Below are 17,358 nucleotides of genomic sequence, written 5' to 3'. Positions count from 1 at the left end.
CGGGCATCGAAAGGCCACGGTCGGTCCCGTCGATTCCGCCGTCGAGCACTGTTTTGATCGAGTGTCGCGACCTCCTCCGGCGATTCAGCACTGGTTTCCCTCGTTTCCGTCGACGGCGAATCACCGAATATAGCGACGTGGGACGAGCGGTCCGGCTATTTCACGCCACAGTCCGCCGGATAGGCGGTGCTGTTCCCGATGTCCGCGTTCGACACGCAGCCCGCCGCGTTGCCACTGGACACCGGCGGGTTCGAGGTGGAAGCGTGCCGGGTGCGCGGCGCCAGGTCGCGGCCTGGCTGGTGGAGCACCACCACGAGTTTCCAGCGGACGGCTATCCCTGGATCGAGCGAAAGCAGTCCAGGGACACCGCGCATCACGCCTGCTGCAGCGTCCGCGCGGGGACTGTGAAACGAGTGTGTAGCTCCTGATCATGCAAATGCACCGGGTGACAGACATGATGTTCGGCGTGGAGAACGCTGAGGACTCGAAGCCAGCTGGAAGTCCGGGTACTGGGGTAGGCCGCCGGGGTCGTGGCCGGGGCGCTGACTTTGCATCGCCCCGGCCGTCCTGAAATGGGTGACTCCGGACAATTTCAATGATGGGTTGGAAGAACGATGGCCTCGAGTTGCTCAGATGTTGAGGTACCAGCGCTGGTTGACACGGCCGCCGTCGCAGGTGTGCAGGCTCAGCTGGTCGTCGTGGCCCTCATAGGTCGCGCAGAGGCCATTTTCGTCGTTCCGAAGCTGTTTCTGGTTGCGCTCTCCCAGGACGCGCCACCGCTGCCCCGGGTCGTCGCCGTTGCAGTCCGCGCCGATGACCCGGCCGTAGTGGGCGGTGGCGCACAAGTCGGTTCCCGTGTTCTGGATCGTCCGGTTCCCCCAGAAAATCCAGTGCTGGTTGTCGCTGCCACGGAAATCCCCGGTGATGGTGGGCTCGCCGTCCCACCACGTCTGCTGCCACACTCGCTCCGTGCCGTTCGCCGACTCGATCACGTAATCGGCCGGTTCGTCCGCGGCGGCGGACGGCACGATCAGGGCTCCGGCCGCGGCCGCGGCGAGCAGGGTGGTGAACGCGGTACGCACCAACATGAGTTCTCCTTGTTCTCGAAGGTTTTCGGCGCACGCCAGTACAACTCGCCCGGCTTCATCCCGGGGCGCGATGAACACCATCGAGAAACCGAACCACCCACCCTTTGAGCGAATCCCGGATACGAACACTCTCCGTAACCGGCGTCCTTGGCTGGGGACGGCAGATTCGAGCCACGACGACAGGGTGTCGATCGCCCCAGCGTCAGCATCGAAATCCACGCGGCCCACACGGCATCCGCAGTCCGGGCATCGGTGCGTGGTGACCACCTGCTCGGCACGGACGGAGGGCGACATCTTGGAGCGCCCCTGTTTGAAGTAGACGTCGCGCATTCGGGTGATCACTCCGTCAAAGCGGGCGCTCTTCGGGAACTGTGGGTCGGGGTTTTCGAGCTTGATCTGGTCGGCGTGAAGGAAGAGTTCCATCTCCTCCGGCGTGTAGTCCTTCAGCGGCTTCGATCGGTCGAACAGGCCAGTGTGGGCGAAGCGCTTCCACCGATACACGCCCGGACGGAACATGCTGAAGCGCACCGGGCCTTGGTCGATGTTCTTCTCAAGGCCGATGAGCTCATCGACCTTGATGTCGAAGACGGTGCCGAGCCCTTCGCAGGTCGGGCACATCCCGGAGGGGTCGTTGAACGAGTAGGCGGGGGAGTAACCCGCCGACGGCTCGCCGACCCGAGAGAACACCAGCCGCAGAAGCGGTGCGAGATCGGCGGCGGTCGCGACGGTGGAGCGCGAGTTGCCGGTGAAACGGCGCTGATCAATGAGGACCGCGAAGGTCAGGCCGTCCGTCGCCTGCACCTCCCTGATACTCGCCCCATTCATCGCCAGTGTTATCCGTGTACACGACCGGCCATTGATCGGCAGCTTGCCCTGCAACGGGTCGCCAGAAATAAGTGTGCTCGTCTCCGTCGGTCCAGGAATCAACCCGCCAGGTTCAGGGTAAAAGAGGTGTGGATAATCTTCAGGAATCTTTTACCTCGCCTCCATGAAATAGGTACCCTTCGAGTCCAGCTTCCACTTGTACGCCTTAAGCCATTGAGCCTTTCCCACCTCACTCTGAACAGGTTGGGAGGAGTGCTCATGGCGTTCCGGGACAATGCTCTGAGCGGAGCAGGCCGTAGACGAGCACATCGACATACTCGCCGTGTTGGAAGGACCTGCCGTGCATGACCCCTTCCCGGCGGAACCCCAGGCGTTCGAGGGCTTTCTGCTCGCCGAGGTTACCGCCATTGGTGAGGGCTTCGATTCTGTTCGCAGTCGTGCGGCCGAACAGGTAGTCCACGAGCAGCCTCTGCGCCACCGTGCCCACCCCCTGTCCACGATGCTCGGGTAGCACCCCCACTCCGATCTCGTAGGTGACACCCGAGGGGAAGCCGCGGGGCTTCCAGGTGGCGATGCCGATAACCGTGTCGTCGGCCCGCGCGATCGCAACCGCCGCGGACTCGGCGGAGATATACCCGTCGATCTCCCATCGCTTGCGGCGTGCCCTCGGATCACCGAATCCGGGCCACTCGAACTCGCCGAGCGCATCGGGATCCGTGCAGAGACGGTCGAGAAAGGCGAGGTCGGCCTCGGTGAACGCCCTCAAGTGGACTTTGCCTGGGCGGTTCGCTGGAGTCATGAAGGCCAGTATCGCGCCCGGAACATCACCTGTCAGGCAGTGAGCACTTCCCAACCTTGTTGCGACAGGCTGGAGTTTGTCGGTTCCCAGGTGCTGAATGTGGCGAAGCTCCTGATAGCGGAGTTCACGACCAAGATCACTCGCTCGACCAGGAGCTTCGCCATGCTTGGCTACCCATCCGCGATCGACCTGTCCAGTTCGCACCTGCGGTTCCTCGCCGGGCACCTGCGACGGCGTCGCCGCGAACGAGGCACTCGGTGGCGCAGGCTACCGGTGCACCGCCAGGCACTGCTCGTGCTCGCGCACCGCTCATCATGAGCAACGGGGGAGTGGAGCCCCCGATGAGCAGTTCTTGCGCTACGCCAACGGCAATCCCATCACTGGTCGCCGCTACGACTACCTCTTCCGGCGCGTCCCAGCCCACCTTGACTGAGCGAGAGCACTGCAGATCAGCGCAAGCGGACGATGCGAGGGGCCGGAATGGCACCCCGTACTTGATCTCCGAAGATCGCGAAGTGGAGCCACAACTCGCCCCGCCGATAGCGGAGCCAAAACTCGTTCCCGAAATCAAGTGCGCCGCCAAGGGGTAATGACCTTAAGGTGGCGAACATGGCCGAGGTTCGCGTGGGTGTGGTGTTCCGTCCGCAGTTGCCGCCGGAGGAGCTGAGGGAGACCGTCATCGCGGCCGACGAAGGGGGCATCGACGAGCTGTGGCTGTGGGAGGACTGCTTCCGCGAGGGCGGCCTCACCGCTGCGGCGGCTTCGCTGGCGTGGAGTGAACGGCTCACCGTCGGGATTGGGCTGATGCCGGTTCCGTTGCGCAACCCCGCCGTCACCGCCATGGAGATCAGCACGCTGGCGCGGTTGTTCCCCGGTCGTTTCGTTCCGGCCGTCGGGCACGGTGTGCTCGACTGGATGGCGCAGGTCGGCGCCCGCGTCGAGTCGCCGATGGCGTTGCTGGGTGAGCACGTCGACGTTATCCGGCGGTTGCTGCACAGCGAGACCGTCAGCGTGACCGGGCGGTACGTGCGGCTCGACGAGGTGGCGCTGGACTGGCCGCCGGAGCAGGTGCCACCGCTCATCGTCGGCGCGCGGGGCCCGAAGACCGTGGCGCTCGCGGGCGATCTGGGCGACGGTGTGCTGCTGGACGCCGAGCTCGTCACCCCGGAGTACGTCGCATCGGTGGCTGCCCGCGTCACCGAGGCCGCAAAGGCTGCCGGGCGGCCCGCGCCCCAGGTCGTCGCCTTCGCGGAGATCCAAGCGGGCGCCCCCGCCCTCGACGACCGCGCCCGCGCTCTGATCGCCAAGCTGGCCTCCGCCGGCGCCACCTCCGTCATCCTGCAGTGCCTCTCTTACGACCCCGACCCGGGCCCGCTCATCGCCGCGCTGTCTCATCGGGAGCAGCCATCCGTGCCCCCGCGGACTGTGCTCAGCCATGACGGCGAGTCACCCGGAGCGGGAAGCGTGCCGAGCGGGACAGAGGTTGGGATGAGTGACAACAGGGCGGAACTCCGCAGAGAAGCCCGGACGATCATCAACGACTCACTGGAGTTACTGGGGCGCGACCTCAGTAAGCTCAAGAGAAAGTTTTCGCCGATCGCCTTCGCCGAAGAGGGCGGATTAGTCCGGATTGTCCCGGGTGGTTCGTACCTAATCACTGAGGAGACAGCAAGGGTCGACTACGGAACAGGCGGCGTGCACTCGGCAGAGGCGCTGACGCCGGGACGTCTCTGGAAATTCCAGAACGCGCGGTGGGGCTACTGCGAATTGACCCTTACCGTGAATGCGCAGCGCAAGCCACAACTGACCCTCACCGTGAACGCGCAGCGCAATGCCGAGTTTCGGCAGAATTCAAAAACCTACCCCGGGGATACGGCGGGCTGGCAACAGATGTTGACGGACTTACCTACTCGGAGTCGGGGCTGGGGTCGCTTCAGAGGTAGGTGACCGCAAGACACCCATCTGCGCCGAAGTCGGCGGCAATGGAACTCGACGATCTTAAACACAAGGTCGTTTGTAAGTTCAGAGAATTGAAGACGTTGCCGAAGCCGAAGAGGAAGGTCTCCGAGTGAATGAGATGGTTGCCAGGACTGCCGTCGCACACCATCGACCGTGTCGATCAGTACGACGGCAGGTCGGTCCATCCCGCTCGGTTCTGCCGCGACTGGCGCTGCATGTGCAAGGGCATCTCCACCCGACGGCTGAGGAGTACGACACTCAGCTGTGAAAGGGCGCGCATGCATCAAGACGCCGACCGTACAAGGCCGCGGACCGGGTTGTCCATTGTGCGCACTTTCCGCGATACCCGAGCAAAGAGGGATTCCACGACGGCGTTGTCGCCGCAGGTGCCGGGTCGCGTGGCAGCTACGCTCTTGCGGTGCCGAAGGATTCCATAGACCGCATGGTCGACGAGTGGGCCGTCAGTGACGGCGAGCGAGATGTCAGCGCGCTCCAGGTGGTCGGCCGGTTGTTCCGGAGCGCCGGGCACGGCCAGGCCGCCGTCGTCGACGCGCTCCGCCCGTTCGGCCTGAGCTACGGCGACTTCGATGTCCTGAACACCCTCCGGCGACGCGACGATCCCGGCGGGACGCATCCGCGGGACCTCGCGGAGACCGCGCTGATCACCTCCGGCGCGATGACCGCGCGGCTCGACCGGCTGGAGCGGAGCGGCCTGGTGAAGCGCCGCCCCGACCCCGAAGACCGGCGCGCGGTGCGGATCCGGCTCACGAAGGCCGGGGCGGACCTCGCCACCAAGGCTCTCGACGCGGTACTGGTGGCCGACGAGGAGTTGCTGGCTCCGCTTACCCCGGCGCAGCGGCGCACACTGGCCGCGTTGCTGAAGAAGATGCTCCTGCACGCGGAGGCCGGCTGACGTCGGTCAGGCGTTTTCGGCTTCGAATTCCGCCTTGAACGCGGCCGCACGCTCGATCGAATCGACCGGCCACGCGACCAGGCTCACCGGCACCCGGTCACCGACCGCCGCCGCGACATCACGAGCCACCCCCAGCGAGGTGCCGCCGCAGATCTCGATCACTTCGGCACCGTCGTCGACCAGTTTCCGGGCGACCGTGACGGCGGTCCGGGAGTCCGGCACCGACACGGCGATGGTCTTGCCGCCACCGGCGTGTTCGCGGACCACGCGGTGCCTGGCCGGGTCGGCGCTGGGATGACCGACGAAGATCGTGGCGGAATCGCGGATCGGGTGCGCGGTGGACGTTCCGAAGCCGAACGCCGCCACACCGACCGCCGCCCGTCCGTCGACGGCGTCGATGACCTGACCGGCCGAGGCCAGGTCGAACCCGCGATACAACTCGACGAGCTTGACACCGGCGGCCACCGCTTCGGACGCGACTCGCGCCGCGGCGGCACCGTCCGGAACCCACGCGAGCAGCGCTTCGGCCTCGCCGAGGTCCTGCACCACGCGATCGTTCTCCGGGTCGGATCCCGGTTCAAGGAACAAAAACAGCTCCACACTCTCGCTCATGACACCCTCCAGTTAGCTTGCCATTGAACTACTTGATGGCAAGCGTAACCCACCTCGGCAACCTCAGTGGCCGACGAAGTACCACTTGCCCCCGAAGACGCTGGCGTCGAAGCAGTCGCCGGTCGGGCCCTTCCGCAATGCCCTTGCGGTCAGGCAATTCTGCTGATGAGGAAACGGGGCGAATACCCATTCTTTCGCGAGGGTCGTGGTGATCGGAATTTTCGACAGATGTGTCGACGCGCCGACGGGTGTGGCCGCGCGGCCGCTGGAGCCAATGCTACGTTTCCTGCCGTGATACCGGCGGCAAGATCATCGCTGTAATCAGCTTTGCGATACTCGGCATTTCTTCTCCTTTATTTCGCGCCATTCTTCGCGCATATGAATGAGGTCGAATGCCGATCTCGCGGGTCGGCACACGCCCACTTTCGGGGCTCGGTGCCGGGACGACATCGGCCAGGTGGCCGACGTTGTGGCGAGATCGCCGAGCTGGCATCCTGGCCACCAGTCGGATGCCGAGGTCTGGCCGCGAAGCGGATCTGTGCACGGGGAGCGGTCCGTCGCGGCTATCACGGCCCTGGCCGGCCAAGATCACGAAGCCCGGGCTGGAGTACTAGCGTTTGCGACGCAAGTCCGAGAGGCGCGGGCTGGCAGCACGTCGACCAACTAGTCTCCGTATATGATCGCTGTCTTGGCTGGAGTCATCGGTGCGCTGCTCGGTTTCTCGGGTGCCCTGCTCGGGGCCTGGATCAAGAGCAGGGGTGAGCAGCAGAGATGGCTGCGCGATCAGAAACTGACCGGTGCCGCCGAGTTGGTGAGCGCAGGCACCAACATCTACGAACTCCGCAGCGGCAGCAAAGACTGGCTCGAATCATTCGAACCAAGCGAGCTGCGTGAATGGCAGACCCAATTGCAGAAAGGCCGCGCGGCCATCCACCTGCTGTGCGCTCAGGAGACTCGTGATCACGCGGACTCCTTCGCCCAGTCATGCTGGCGTGCGAAGACAGGTGACCGGGAGCATAAGGACAAGACCATCGCGGCACTGCGCGCGTTCACCACGTCGCTCCGTAAGGAGATCGGCAGCGAATAATCGTCAAGCCCGCTCGGCGCTGTTCACCCTGGTCGACATCCTCGACCTGGAGGCCACCAGCGCGGATCACAGCGTACTGGACGCGGTGGCGATCGACATCGACTTCGTCACCGAGGCGTGGCGTGGCGCAAGATCCTGGCGGCGAAGGACCGGCCGGGCAAGCTGGTGCGCCGCCACCTGGAGGTGTGCGTGTTCTCCTAACTCGCCTCTGAGCTGCGCTCCGGGGACATCGCCGTGGTCGGCGCCGACTCTTACGCCAACCTGCACGCGCAGCTGATGTCATGGGATGAGTGCGTTCCTCTGGCCGAGCGATTCTGTGGCCAGGCCGGGATCCCGTCGGACCCGAAGGAGCTCATGGCGCACTACCGGGCGGCGCTGGGTGATGTCGCCGCGGTGGTGGACGCCGGGTTCTCGCACAACACTGGCCTGTCCTTCGAGGACGAGCGCCCGGTGCTGCGCCGCCGCAAGGGCGCCGATCGGCGGCCGTCCGCGCTGGCGTTGGAGGAGTCGATCCACCAGTGGCTGCCCGAACGTGGGCTGTTGACATCCTGGGCCCGCACCGCGCACCTGGTCGGCTGGCCGCGGCACTTCGGGCCGGCGACGCGGCGATGCCGGCCCACGACGGGAACCGGCCGCAAGACAGCCGGGGCAAGCGGCGTAAGCCACGGAAGGTGTAGGAACCAGCAGCTCAAGAGCGATCTACAGCTGGAGTGTTAGGCGGGTTGGGGTCGGCTGACCGACCAGGGTTGGCAAGATGGTCGGATGAGTCGGACGCTGCGGTTGGCCGTCGCGCAGAGCATGGTGCCAGAGGATCCGTCGGATCGGGACCTTCTTCGTCAGAGTGGATCGGAGATCCGGGCTTTGATGCGGGAGGCGAGTGACGCGGGGGCCCGGTTGGTGCAGTTCCCGGAGGGTGCGATCACCTACCCTGACAAGTATGTCGTAGCAGGGGACGGCGACAGGGGGTTGTGTGAGGCGGATTGGTCGCGCGCAGCTTGGGATGTCATACGGGACGAAGCGGAGGCGGTCGCGGACCTCGCCGGTGTGCTCGGGATCTGGACGGTATTTGGCTCGATCCATCGGTTGTCCGGGGCGAATCGCCCGCACAACAGCCTGTATGTGGTCTCCGACCGGGGCGAGCTGGTCGGCCGCTATGACAAGCGGTATCTGTCGCACAGCGAGATCAGTTACATGTACACGCCGGGGGTAGCGCCACTGGTCTTCGAGGTCGACGGCTTCCGGTTCGGCTGTGTCCTCTGTATCGAGGTCAACTTCCCCGAGCTGTTCGCCGAGTACGAGAATCTCGACGTTGATTGTGTGCTGGTGTCGGTGATGGTCGATGATCTGCCGAGGTCGGTTGTGGCCCAGGCCTACGGGACGGTCTACAACTACTGGGTCGCCTACTCGGTCCCGGCCCAGTTCAGCGCGACGGCTCCAGCAGGCCTGATCGCACCCGGTGGGCGATGGATTGAACGCGCTAACCGCGACGGACTGCCCGGTCTCGCCGTCGCGGAACTTGATCGCAGCACGCCGGATACCGACATCGATATGGCAGTACGACTCGCACGGCCATGGCGCCGCACTGCGAGAGCGGGACTCTACGAACCCCATATCGTACAGGGTGATCCGCGCAGTGACAGGCGTACCGCCTTCTGAACTATTTCTTGTTCCCGATGACAGTTCAAGTTTCCTTTCGCCTGCACGGCGTACAGAAACGCGCACTGCGGCGAGGCAGCTGCGGAACTGTCATTGTTCCTCCGGAATCAACACTATTGATCAACGTGCGAGCCGGGTAGCTCCCGCGTAGTCGTCGCCGGATAACGGTTTGCGCGACCTGGCCGAAGTCCGGCGCGTTCACCATCTTTCCTTTTCCTGTGTGAAGCCCACGTGCCGGATTTTCGAAGGCGTGCCGTAGAAGAAACAGCATCAACGACCTGGGGAGTGGCCTCCCGCTCCGGGGTCAACGCCGAGAACACCCGGCCCGCGTTCGCCGAGGGCCTTCATCCGGGAGAACGAAGCGCTGGGGGAGAAGTTGGCGAAGATCACCCGGGAACGTGACGACTTCAGGGCGGGCAACGAGCAGTTCGACCATTGCACCGCCCCACAACGTGCTCTGCCGGTAACCCGGGTGATGGACAGGACCATCCCTGGGCGCGGGCTTCCCAGGGAATGGCACGGACGGTCAGCGGAACAGGCGGAAGAACCCGCGCACCTGCTTGACCAGCGACTCCGGCTGCTCCAGCGCGGCGAAGTGGCCACCATGCGGCAGCTCCTCGAACCAGCGCAGGTCGGTGAACCGCAGCTCGGCCTCCCGCCTCGACGGGCGGGTTATGTCGCACGGGTAGACCGACAGCCCGGATGGCGCGGTCACCTTGTCCCGGAAGTGGGCGAAGCTCTCCCAGTACAAACGCGCCGACGACGTGGCCGACGCGGTGAACCAATAGACCGAGATCTCGTCGAGGATCGTCTGCCGCGACAACGCGTCCTCGGGATGGCCGTCGTTGTCCGTCCACGCCCAGAACTTCTCGGCGATCCAGGCGGCCTGCCCCGCCGGGGAGTCGGTGAGGCCGTAGCCGAGCGTCTGCGGCCGGGTCGCCTGGATCGCCGAGTACCCCCGGCCGGTGCGTTGCATCTCCTTCTCGGCCTCGAAATTCGCCAGCTCCGCGGGCGTCGGGTCGTCGAACGTACCCGCCGCCACGGATCCCAGGTTCAGGTGCACGCCGGCGACCCGCTCGGGCGCCACCTCGCCCAGCGTCGCGGACACCGCCGAACCCCAGTCACCGCCCTGCGCGCCGTACCGTTCGTAACCCAGCGAGACCATCAACGTGTCCCAGGCGCGCGCGGTGCGAGTGGTGCCCCACCCGGTCGTCGACGGCTTGTCGCTCCAGCCGTACCCGGGCAACGACGGCGCGACCACGTGGAACGCGTCCGCCGGGTCACCGCCGTGCGCGCGCGGGTCGGTCAGCGGGCCGAGGACCTCCAGGAACTCGAGCACCGAACCCGGCCACCCATGCGTGAGCACGAGCGGGAACGCGTCCGGCTCCGGCGAGCGGACGTGCAGGAAGTGGATGCCCAGCCCGTCGATCGTGTCGCGGTACTGCGGGAACACGTTCAGCCGCTCGGCGAACCCGAAGTCGTAGTCCTCGGCCCAGCCGCGGCAAAGCTCCTGCGCATACACCAGCGGTAAACCCTGTGACCAGTCGTCCACCGGTTCGCGCTCGGGCCACCGTGTCCGTCGCAATCGTGCACGCAGGTCCGCGATTTCGGCTTCGGTGATGCTGACCTCGAATGGCTCGGCGGACATGGCAAGGCTCCTTACTGGTCAAGGCGTTATCGGATCAGATGCAGGTGGACCGTCATCGCGGGCTCCCCTGCGTGACGTCGGGTTCGGGGCGCCGGGTCAGGCTGAGGACGAGTCCGGCCAGGGGGAGTGCCGCGAGCACGGCGAGGGCCACCGGGGCCGGCACGATGCCGGACAGACCCGCGACAGCGGCCGGGCCGATCCCGCCACCCAGGGCGTTCATGAAGTTGAACAGGCCCTGTGCGGTGTCGCGGTCGTCCGCGGCGACCAGGTCCGGCGCGAGGCTCACCAGTACGGCTTGGGTGCCGGCGAACCCGCACACGGTCAACGCCGTGCCGACGACGATCGGGATCGGCCCGGTGAAGATCGCGACCACGAGCACGCCGACGACGGTGAGTGCCGCGAGCCCGGCCGACACCTGCCAGCCGGTGAACCGGTCGGTCAAGGTGCCGACCAGCCGCCCGGCCAGCACCGAGCAGGCGGCGGCCGGGACCAAGAGCACGCCGGCTTCCAAGGGGCCACCGCCCGTGGCCTGCTCGATCAGGGACGGGGCGCGGAACAGCACCCCGTAGTAGCCGGCGAAGACGGTCCCGCCGATGAGCCCGGCCGCCAGGAAGCCGCGGGATGCGATCTCCCGCCGAGGCACGAACCCGTCGGGGGTGCTTCGCACGCGCCACCACAGTCCCACGACGGCGAGCGCTCCGGCGGCAGCCACGACGAGCGTGACCGGAGCGGACAAGCCGACCGAGTGTGCCTGCAGCAACGTGATCAAGGAGCCGGCGAGTACCGACAGCACGGCCGCGCCGACGACATCGAGTCGCCCGGTCGAGCCGTTTCGCTCGCCGCTACCGCTACGCGTCAGCGCTTGCCTACTCGGCAATGCGGCCAGCAGGAGGGGCAGCGCGAGGACCGGGATCGCGAGCACGGCCCGCCACCCGAGCCATACGGTCACCGCCCCGCCCAACAGTGTCCCGCACCCCGACGCCGTCGCGCTGGCGGCCGCGATGATTCCCAGGGCGCGGATCCGTTCCCGCCCGGGAAGGGCGGTGGACGCGGCGAAGACGGCGATCACGGTCGCGCCCGCCCCGGCACCGCCGATCAGTCGGCCGACGATCACGACGGACAGTGTCGGTCCGGCAGCGGCGAGCGCGGAGCCCGCGGCGAGCGCCACGACTCCGGCGACGAGGACCTGGAAAGGGTTCCAGCGGACCAGCAGCCGTCCCGCGACCGGCATCGCGAGCGCCGAGGTCAGCGACCACGCGGCGAGAATCCATGCGGTGGCCCCGAATGGCACCGCGAGTGCGCGGCCGATGGCAGGCAGGGCCACCGACGGCGCGCCCAGTGCCACGTACATCGGCAGCACCAGCATCCCCAAAGTCAGCCCCAGCCGACGCCCGTCCGGGGCGCGGTTCGATCCCCCGCTGGGGGCTCCTACGGCGGGGACCGTCTGCGGCATCGTCGCCTCCTTCCGGGTACGTCTTGTGACATGTGAAAGCTACTATGGGTGTCACATTATGGAACGATGAGGAGACACGTCAAATGCTTGATGCGTGTTACACGACTTCGGCGGTCCAGACGGCCGTCGACCTGGCCAACACCTTGAGGCCGATCAAGGGAGAGGACACGCTCGAGACCGTGGAGCAGCTCCGGGACTTCCTTGACGACCATCCCGCGGCTGAGCCTCCGAGTTCGGCCGCGAACCAAGGGGCCGATCCGCCGCAGCTCACCCGCGCCGACCTGGCGGAAGTCCGCGCGTTGCGCGAGACGGTGCGTGAGGTGCTAGAACGGGCGAACGCGGAGGCGGTCGAAGCTGCGGCTCTGCTCAACGACGGTCTGCGCCGCAGCCGCGCCACCCCGGTACTGCGCCACGAGGACGATCGCTGGTGGACCGAGGTGACCTCCGACATCGACCGCCCCTCGGCGCACCTTGCCGCGACTGCGCTCAGCGCACTGGCCTCCGTGATCGCCACACTCGGTCCCGCTCGTCTCGGCGTATGTGCCGGGCTGACCTGCCGGGCCACTTTCGTGGACCTCTCGCGCAACGGCTCGAAGCAGTACTGCACCCGAACCTGCGCACATCGGGCCAGCGTCGCTGCCTACCGGAGCCGGAGCAGCCCGCGTTGAGCGCCGGTACCTGACCCTGCCAGGCCGCTCCGGGGTTTCGTCCGGACCCGCCTTCGACGAACTCGTTCGGGCCTCCGAGGGCGTTGCTCGCGACACGATCTGCATCGCCGCGAAAACCGCAATGCGGGCCCGAGACCGCAAGATCTCCGTTCCGATCGTCCAGGACGCAGCGCGAGCACGGCAATCGCTAGCTTCAAGATCATTTCGGTTAAGCCTGCATCCGGTGCCGGCCTCACTGGACAGGCCGGCCCGCAACCGAACTCTCAAAGGAAATTACCTTGCCGTGCAACGGATCGGCGGGAGGCGGGTGGCTGACAGGTCGATTCACGACGACGATGCCGGGTCGCGACGCAGATCAAAGCAATCAAGAAAACGACTGTGCAGGAGGGATTGTGGCGGCGCGCCACCAGACAAGGGAGGCTCTCACAGTACCTGTATCGCCAGGGGCTCCCAGACGTCCAGGACGCCTGTCAACCTGTTTGAGTCGGCTTCCAGTTACACGAAGGAGAAGTAACGGGATCCATGGGAGGGGCGCACTGCGGCCGCCTGAGAATCCGTCCCAGGAGCCCTGAACGAGAGCGCCGACAACACTTCATGGACACGCACGGCCGCTTTACCCCCATCAGCTCAATTCGGCTGCGCTGGACGCGTGACCGTGTCAGCACATGCTTCCACGATAGAACGGACGAAGACCAATGGCGGACAACCAGTTCACCACGCACTCGGACCTTTTCGATCTGAGTGGTAAGTACGCACTCGTCACTGGCGGCACCAGGGGCATCGGGATGATGATCGCGCGCGGCCTTCTGCAGGCGGGCGCCCGCGTCGTCGTCAGCTCACGCAAGGCGGACGCGTGCGCGGAGGCGCAGCGTCTACTGTCCGAATTCGGCGACGTTCAAGCGATCCCCGCCGACCTGTCCAGGTACGACGAGTGTCAGCGCCTCGCTGATCTGGTCAAGGCCGACTCGGAACGCCTGGACATCCTCGTCAACAACGCGGGAGCGATGTGGCGGGAGCCGCTGGAGACGTTCCCGGCCGAGGCCTGGGACGCAGTGATCGACCTCAACCTCAAATCGCCGTTCTGGCTGGTGCAGGCGCTGCTGCCCGCACTGCGCGAAGCGGGCACCGCCGATGATCCCGCGCGGATCATCAACATCGGCAGTATCGCCGCCATCCACGTCGCCGAGGCGCCCAACTACTCGTACGCCAGCAGCAAAGCGGCACTCCATCAACTCACCAGGGTGCTCGCGAGGGAACTGGGCCCACAGCACGTCACGGTGAACGCGGTAGCCCCAGGAGTGTTCCCGTCGCAGATGATGGCGGCCACGATCGATGCCATCGGCGACACAATCGCGGCGAAGGCACCCCTGCGCCGGCTCGGCCGCGACGACGACATGGCAGGTATCGCCGTGTTCCTCGCTAGCCGGGCCGGATCTTACCTGACGGGCACCATCGTCCCGGTCGACGGCGGCACCGCCACGACCGCGTCGGGTACCTAGGCGTCGGCGCGAGGCTTCGCCGGCGGGCCCTCGTGAATACCTCCAAGTCGGGTCTCGATGGGGGTACGTGCAGGACCTCCCTTCGCTTGCGGACAGGGCCTATGGTGAAGGGGTGACCAAGATCGATCCGCGCACTGAGATCAAGGAATTCCTGAGCTCCCGTCGCGCGCGGATCACGCCCGAGCGGGCCGGACTGCGCGCCTACGGTGGCAACCGCCGGGTCAAAGGTCTGCGTCGCGAAGAGGTAGCTCTCCTGGCAGGGGTATCGGTCGACTACTACGTGCGTATGGAGCGCGGCAGCCTCGCCGGTGCCTCCGATGGGGTGCTCGACGCGTTGGCCGCTGCCTTGCAGCTTGACGAGGCCGAGCGCGATCACCTATTCCACCTCGCGCGGCAGTCCAGGGCGCCCAGCGGTCCACGCCGCCGGCGACCCGCCGTGACGGTGCGTCCGGCGCTACAGCAGGTGCTCGACGCCATCACCGATGCGCCGGCGTGGATTTGCACCAGCCGATATGACGTGCTGGCGATGAATCACCTTGCCCGGGCGCTGTATTCACCGGTGCTGGCCGACACGCGACGGCCGGCGAACACCGCGCGGTTCGTGTATCTGGATCCCGAGGCGGCAAAAACGTTCTTCGTCGACTATGACCGAATCGTCCGCGATGTGGCCGCGAAGCTACGCATGGAAGCCGGCCGCAATCCGCACGACGAGGAGCTGATCGCCCTGGTCGGTGAGTTGTCGACGCGCAGTGAACTTTTTCGGCGGCGGTGGGCATCTCAGGGCGTTCGGCTCCACCGGTCCGGACGCAAGCGTGTGCACCATCCGGTAGTGGGCCGGCTCGACCTGGACGTCGAGTCGATGGAGCTGCCTGCCGAACCCGGCCTGCTCCTGAACGTCTACACCGCGCCCGCCGGCACGGCGACCGCGGACGGTCTGGCCCTGTTGGCGTCGTGGGCGGCCGGCCAGGAGAGGCTGGCGACCGAGATTCAAGCACTCAGCTGATAGTTCAACCTTTTCAGTCCGTCTGAGTCAGCGCTGAACGATCGGCGAGAGCGTCCGGCCCACGTTGGGAAGGCCTTTCGAGTGATCGTAAGTTGACCTGGGCATCCGCAGTCGGGGCGCAGCAAACCCAGTTCCCGGCTGCCAGCTCGAGGTAAGGCTTGAGTCCGCTCACGCACTCCGGACCCAGGCGGGACACAGTCAACTCGCAGAACCGTTGTTCGAAGGTGGCCCGCGCCGAGCCGATGATCCGCTCGATCCGGCCCCCGGAATCCCCATGGCGGCTCGAGGGTCCTCCCGTTACCCGGAGAAGCCCCAGCGTGCGAGGTGCAGCGACGAGGCCTGAGCTCAACGCCGGTAGTGGACCTCAACGATCTTGCTCGGATTTCCGTCGCTCCGCACGGAATCAGCGGCGTCCAAGTCGATGCGAACGCGGTGTCTGACAGCTCTGCGGAGGTGATTCCGATCAGTTGTCGGACGGCTTGCGGTCCTGCACGCGGCGGGCGATGGCGAGTGCGATCGGCGCGAGGAGCCAGCACAGGTACGCGCCGGTGTCCCCGGTCAGGAACGAGACCGGAATCGAGATCCCGAACACCGCGGCCAAACAGACGCTGCGCAGCAGGCTTTGGGCGAACACCCAGGGCGGGCCGTCGGTCCGATACAGGTGTTCGCGCCGGATCTCCCGGATGATCAGCGCGAACGACGCGGAGGCCAGAACCTGCACCATCGCGTACAGGCTGAACCGGAGCGGAAACGCTCCCTCGGCGGTGATCACCCGAGTCGCGAACGGCATCAGGACCTGCATGAACAGCCAGCCCAGGGTGAGGCTGATCAGGCGGCTGCTCAGTGAGCGGACATAGGGGAAGATCTCGTGGTGGGCGCGCCAGTGGGCGGCGATCACCGCGAAGCTGAGCGCGAAGGCGACGTATTCCTTGCCGTGGGCCGAGATCGAGCTCAACATGGCGTCGGTGGTGTCGCCGTGGGGGATCGGGAGATCCAGCGCCAGCAAGGTGAGCGCGATCGCGATCACCGCGTCGGCGAAGATGGTGAGCCGCTCGGCGGCGGCCTTCTCGATCGTGTGGTCCGTCTGGGCCGTCATGGTGAGGAACAGCTCCGCGTTCTCAGGCGGCGATTTCCGCGGCCGGTCGTGGGGCGGGTGCGAGCCGCCGTGCTCGCACGGCCAGGATGATCATGACCGCCGGGATCAGGATGTCGGTGACGAGGACTCCGCCGGTGTTGCCGGGGGCGTGGTCACCGCCCGCGAACCATTGGTAGACGTGGCCGATCACGGCTCCCCAGAGGAACATTCCGCCGGCGAGGCCGATGGTGATGCGTTCGCGCGCGGACGCCGAGGCGGCCCGGAAGCCCAAGACGGCCATGCCGAGGTTGGCGAAGGCGATCTCGAACATGAACGGCGTCCGGTCGAAGCCGATCGCCGTGGCCATGACGTCCGGGAAGGCGAGGAACGCGACCGTCATCCACAGGCTGCCGCAGCCGAAGGCACCGATGGCCCACCAGCGCTGCCAGATCTCCAGCCGTTCCTGAGGTGACGTCGCGTGGCGGGCCCGGAAGAAGGCTCCGACGGCGGGCACGACGATCCAGATCAGCGGGAACGCGGATTGGGCGAGGTAAGAGAAGTTGTCCATGACCTCAGTCTTACCTAGTTAATATTAACAAGTCAACACTCTGGTATGGTGAGGTCGTGGATGACGGACTCGCAGACCTGCTGCACCGCGTGGTCATGCTGATGGGCGAAGCGACTCGGCGGCGCGCCGATGGCCCCGACGGTTTGACCTACAGTCAGATACGGCTTTTGGGCACACTCGAGGACATCGAGCCGACGACGCAGCATCGGCTCGCCCAGGCGTTGTCGATCTCTGATCCGGCGGTCAGCCGGGCCTTGCGGCCACTCGAAGCGGACGGTCTGGTGCGGATCGCCGTCGACCCGGAACACGCGCGGCGTCGGCTGGTCCGGCTCACCGATCCCGGCCGGAAAGCCTTTCATGCCGCGGGAAAACCGCTCTCCGACGAGCTCCGCGAGGGGCTCATCGCGGCCGGCTTCCCTTATGAGCGTTACCTCGAAGACACCCTTCGGCTGGCCGAAATCCTCGCGGTCGACTGAAGTCTGCCTCCGCTGCCGGATGCTTTCTG

The 17,358-nt window shown here is 66.3% G+C and carries 17 protein-coding genes and 1 pseudogene; 10 read left to right on the top strand and 8 right to left on the bottom strand.

Annotation, left to right across the window (positions count from 1 at the left end):
* Positions 1-155: 155 nt before the first annotated feature.
* The 3 genes from ACZ6DT_RS33570 to ACZ6DT_RS33560 all read right to left on the bottom strand — a co-directional run bounded on the left by ACZ6DT_RS33570 (position 156) and on the right by ACZ6DT_RS33560 (position 2,712).
* Positions 156-374 carry a hypothetical protein gene (locus ACZ6DT_RS33570; protein ID WP_465602847.1) on the bottom strand — a complete coding sequence of 73 codons (219 nt, stop codon included), beginning with the start codon at positions 372-374 and terminating at the stop codon, positions 156-158.
* A gap of 255 nt (positions 375-629) precedes the next feature.
* Positions 630-1,889 carry an RICIN domain-containing protein gene (locus ACZ6DT_RS33565; RefSeq protein ID WP_465602845.1) on the bottom strand — a complete coding sequence of 420 codons (1,260 nt, stop codon included), beginning with the start codon at positions 1,887-1,889 and terminating at the stop codon, positions 630-632.
* 280 nt (positions 1,890-2,169) lie between these two features.
* A complete protein-coding gene (locus ACZ6DT_RS33560; RefSeq protein ID WP_465602844.1) occupies positions 2,170-2,712 on the bottom strand; it encodes a GNAT family N-acetyltransferase in 543 nt (180 codons plus the stop codon).
* Between the two features lie 162 nt (positions 2,713-2,874).
* Between ACZ6DT_RS33560 and ACZ6DT_RS33555 the strand changes: the two are divergent.
* From ACZ6DT_RS33555 to ACZ6DT_RS33545, 3 genes and pseudogenes are all read left to right on the top strand, one after another.
* Positions 2,875-3,018 (top strand): annotated as a pseudogene (locus ACZ6DT_RS33555) (IS5/IS1182 family transposase); the annotation flags it as partial.
* 303 nt (positions 3,019-3,321) lie between these two features.
* A complete protein-coding gene (locus tag ACZ6DT_RS33550; RefSeq protein ID WP_465602842.1) occupies positions 3,322-4,659 on the top strand; it encodes an LLM class flavin-dependent oxidoreductase in 1,338 nt (445 codons plus the stop codon).
* Positions 4,660-5,089: 430 nt separating this feature from the next.
* Complete coding sequence (locus tag ACZ6DT_RS33545; RefSeq protein ID WP_465602840.1) at positions 5,090-5,584, top strand: MarR family winged helix-turn-helix transcriptional regulator; 495 nt, start codon at positions 5,090-5,092, stop codon at positions 5,582-5,584.
* A 6-nt stretch (positions 5,585-5,590) separates the two neighbouring features.
* Here the strand turns inward: ACZ6DT_RS33545 and ACZ6DT_RS33540 are convergent, their stop codons facing one another.
* The gene (locus tag ACZ6DT_RS33540; RefSeq protein WP_465602839.1) at positions 5,591-6,196 is read right to left on the bottom strand and encodes a DUF6506 family protein; all 606 of its coding nucleotides are present in this window, start codon (positions 6,194-6,196) and stop codon (positions 5,591-5,593) included.
* Between the two features lie 676 nt (positions 6,197-6,872).
* Here ACZ6DT_RS33540 and ACZ6DT_RS33535 point away from each other — a divergent pair.
* The 3 genes from ACZ6DT_RS33535 (at position 6,873) to ACZ6DT_RS33525 (ending at position 8,939) form a co-directional block, all read left to right on the top strand.
* Entirely contained in the window at positions 6,873-7,283 is a 411-nt protein-coding gene (locus ACZ6DT_RS33535; RefSeq protein ID WP_465602837.1) for a hypothetical protein, read from the top strand.
* Positions 7,284-7,517: 234 nt separating this feature from the next.
* Entirely contained in the window at positions 7,518-8,000 is a 483-nt protein-coding gene (locus ACZ6DT_RS33530) for a hypothetical protein (RefSeq protein ID WP_465602835.1), read from the top strand.
* Between the two features lie 45 nt (positions 8,001-8,045).
* A complete protein-coding gene (locus ACZ6DT_RS33525; protein ID WP_465602833.1) occupies positions 8,046-8,939 on the top strand; it encodes a carbon-nitrogen hydrolase family protein in 894 nt (297 codons plus the stop codon).
* A 526-nt stretch (positions 8,940-9,465) separates the two neighbouring features.
* Here ACZ6DT_RS33525 and ACZ6DT_RS33520 read toward each other — a convergent pair.
* Both ACZ6DT_RS33520 and ACZ6DT_RS33515 read right to left on the bottom strand, forming a co-directional pair.
* Complete coding sequence (locus ACZ6DT_RS33520) at positions 9,466-10,587, bottom strand: epoxide hydrolase family protein (RefSeq protein WP_465602831.1); 1,122 nt, start codon at positions 10,585-10,587, stop codon at positions 9,466-9,468.
* Between the two features lie 52 nt (positions 10,588-10,639).
* On the bottom strand, positions 10,640-12,040 hold the full coding sequence (locus tag ACZ6DT_RS33515; protein WP_465602829.1) for an MFS transporter: 1,401 nt from the start codon (positions 12,038-12,040) through the stop codon (positions 10,640-10,642).
* An 83-nt stretch (positions 12,041-12,123) separates the two neighbouring features.
* Between ACZ6DT_RS33515 and ACZ6DT_RS33510 the strand changes: the two genes are divergently transcribed.
* From ACZ6DT_RS33510 to ACZ6DT_RS33500, 3 genes are all read left to right on the top strand, one after another.
* Complete coding sequence (locus ACZ6DT_RS33510) at positions 12,124-12,708, top strand: CGNR zinc finger domain-containing protein (RefSeq protein WP_465602827.1); 585 nt, start codon at positions 12,124-12,126, stop codon at positions 12,706-12,708.
* A 695-nt stretch (positions 12,709-13,403) separates the two neighbouring features.
* Positions 13,404-14,207 carry an SDR family oxidoreductase gene (locus ACZ6DT_RS33505; protein ID WP_465602825.1) on the top strand — a complete coding sequence of 268 codons (804 nt, stop codon included), beginning with the start codon at positions 13,404-13,406 and terminating at the stop codon, positions 14,205-14,207.
* A 112-nt stretch (positions 14,208-14,319) separates the two neighbouring features.
* Positions 14,320-15,210 carry an MmyB family transcriptional regulator gene (locus ACZ6DT_RS33500; RefSeq protein WP_465602824.1) on the top strand — a complete coding sequence of 297 codons (891 nt, stop codon included), beginning with the start codon at positions 14,320-14,322 and terminating at the stop codon, positions 15,208-15,210.
* A gap of 463 nt (positions 15,211-15,673) precedes the next feature.
* On the opposite strand, the gene ACZ6DT_RS33495 is transcribed toward ACZ6DT_RS33500, so the two are convergent.
* Positions 15,674-16,306, bottom strand: coding sequence for a TMEM175 family protein (locus tag ACZ6DT_RS33495; protein ID WP_465602823.1), 633 nt, complete (start codon positions 16,304-16,306; stop codon positions 15,674-15,676).
* A 22-nt stretch (positions 16,307-16,328) separates the two neighbouring features.
* On the bottom strand, positions 16,329-16,853 hold the full coding sequence (locus ACZ6DT_RS33490; protein WP_465602821.1) for a DUF6790 family protein: 525 nt from the start codon (positions 16,851-16,853) through the stop codon (positions 16,329-16,331).
* A gap of 56 nt (positions 16,854-16,909) precedes the next feature.
* Between ACZ6DT_RS33490 and ACZ6DT_RS33485 the strand changes: the two genes are divergently transcribed.
* Positions 16,910-17,329, top strand: a complete 420-nt coding sequence (locus ACZ6DT_RS33485; RefSeq protein ID WP_465602820.1) for a MarR family winged helix-turn-helix transcriptional regulator — start codon at positions 16,910-16,912, stop codon at positions 17,327-17,329.
* Positions 17,330-17,358 lie beyond the last annotated feature (29 nt).

This window comes from Amycolatopsis sp. NPDC041971 (genome assembly GCF_055588925.1).
The sequence above is the reverse complement of the archived record's forward strand: the minus strand, read 5'-3'. Positions and strand labels throughout refer to the sequence as shown.